The sequence below is a fragment of the Photorhabdus akhurstii genome, assembly GCF_018448925.1.
In the GTDB taxonomy this organism is placed as follows: Bacteria; Pseudomonadota; Gammaproteobacteria; order Enterobacterales; family Enterobacteriaceae; genus Photorhabdus; species Photorhabdus akhurstii.
In genome coordinates, this window is sequence record NZ_RCWE01000112.1 from 1 (window position 1) to 687 (window position 687).

The 687-nt window shown below is 56.5% G+C and carries 1 pseudogene; it reads right to left on the reverse strand.

The window, feature by feature from the left end:
• Window positions 1–267 (reverse strand): annotated as a pseudogene (locus EAE93_RS23975) (site-specific tyrosine recombinase XerC); the annotation flags it as partial.
• Window positions 268–687: the final 420 nt, after the last annotated feature.

Sequence of the window (687 nt, forward strand, 5' to 3'; positions counted from 1 at the left end):
GCGCTGACTGTCCGGCGTATAGGGCTGGCCGTTGGCCTTGCGGTACCGGGCCAGATAATGCTGCCAGTTTGCCAGTAACGGTTCAGTGACCTGAGCGGCGGATATTACGCCCTGTTCCTCGCACCAGTTGACGAACGGCGACAGCCGTTCATGACGGGCGGACTGGCTCTTTTGGCTCGCCCCCTGCAACAGCAGGTTATCCAGATACGCCTCCAGATGCTGGCGCAGGGTCAGCGGGTGGGATTGACGTTTAACGGGGGATGACATGATGGGATTTCCTGTAGAGAACAGCGGTTATTATTATCAGTGTGTGATACATCACGACGGTACGATGGCTTGATTCTTAGGTGGCCGGAACAGTGCTTTTCTGCCTGCCCCAACTTGCGGACCGCTCCATCCAGTATTGCTGAGGTCTGGCGTCCATTTCCCGCCCTCCAACTTGGGCCCAACTTGACCCCAACTTGAGGGCAACTTGCGGTTCAGTCAGTCCAACTTGCGTGAGTCATATTCAGGGTTTTACTGGTTTTTCCGGCGCTGTCAGGTCAATCAGGCCGCACAGGTGGGCTGCTTCTGCGCTGTCGCCGTTCCACAGCAGTTCATACTGCAACAGATGGCCCCGGCTGCCGCCGTGGACTAACAGGTATTCCATGTCGGCCAGTCGCTGACAATGGACTTTTAACTGGTTAT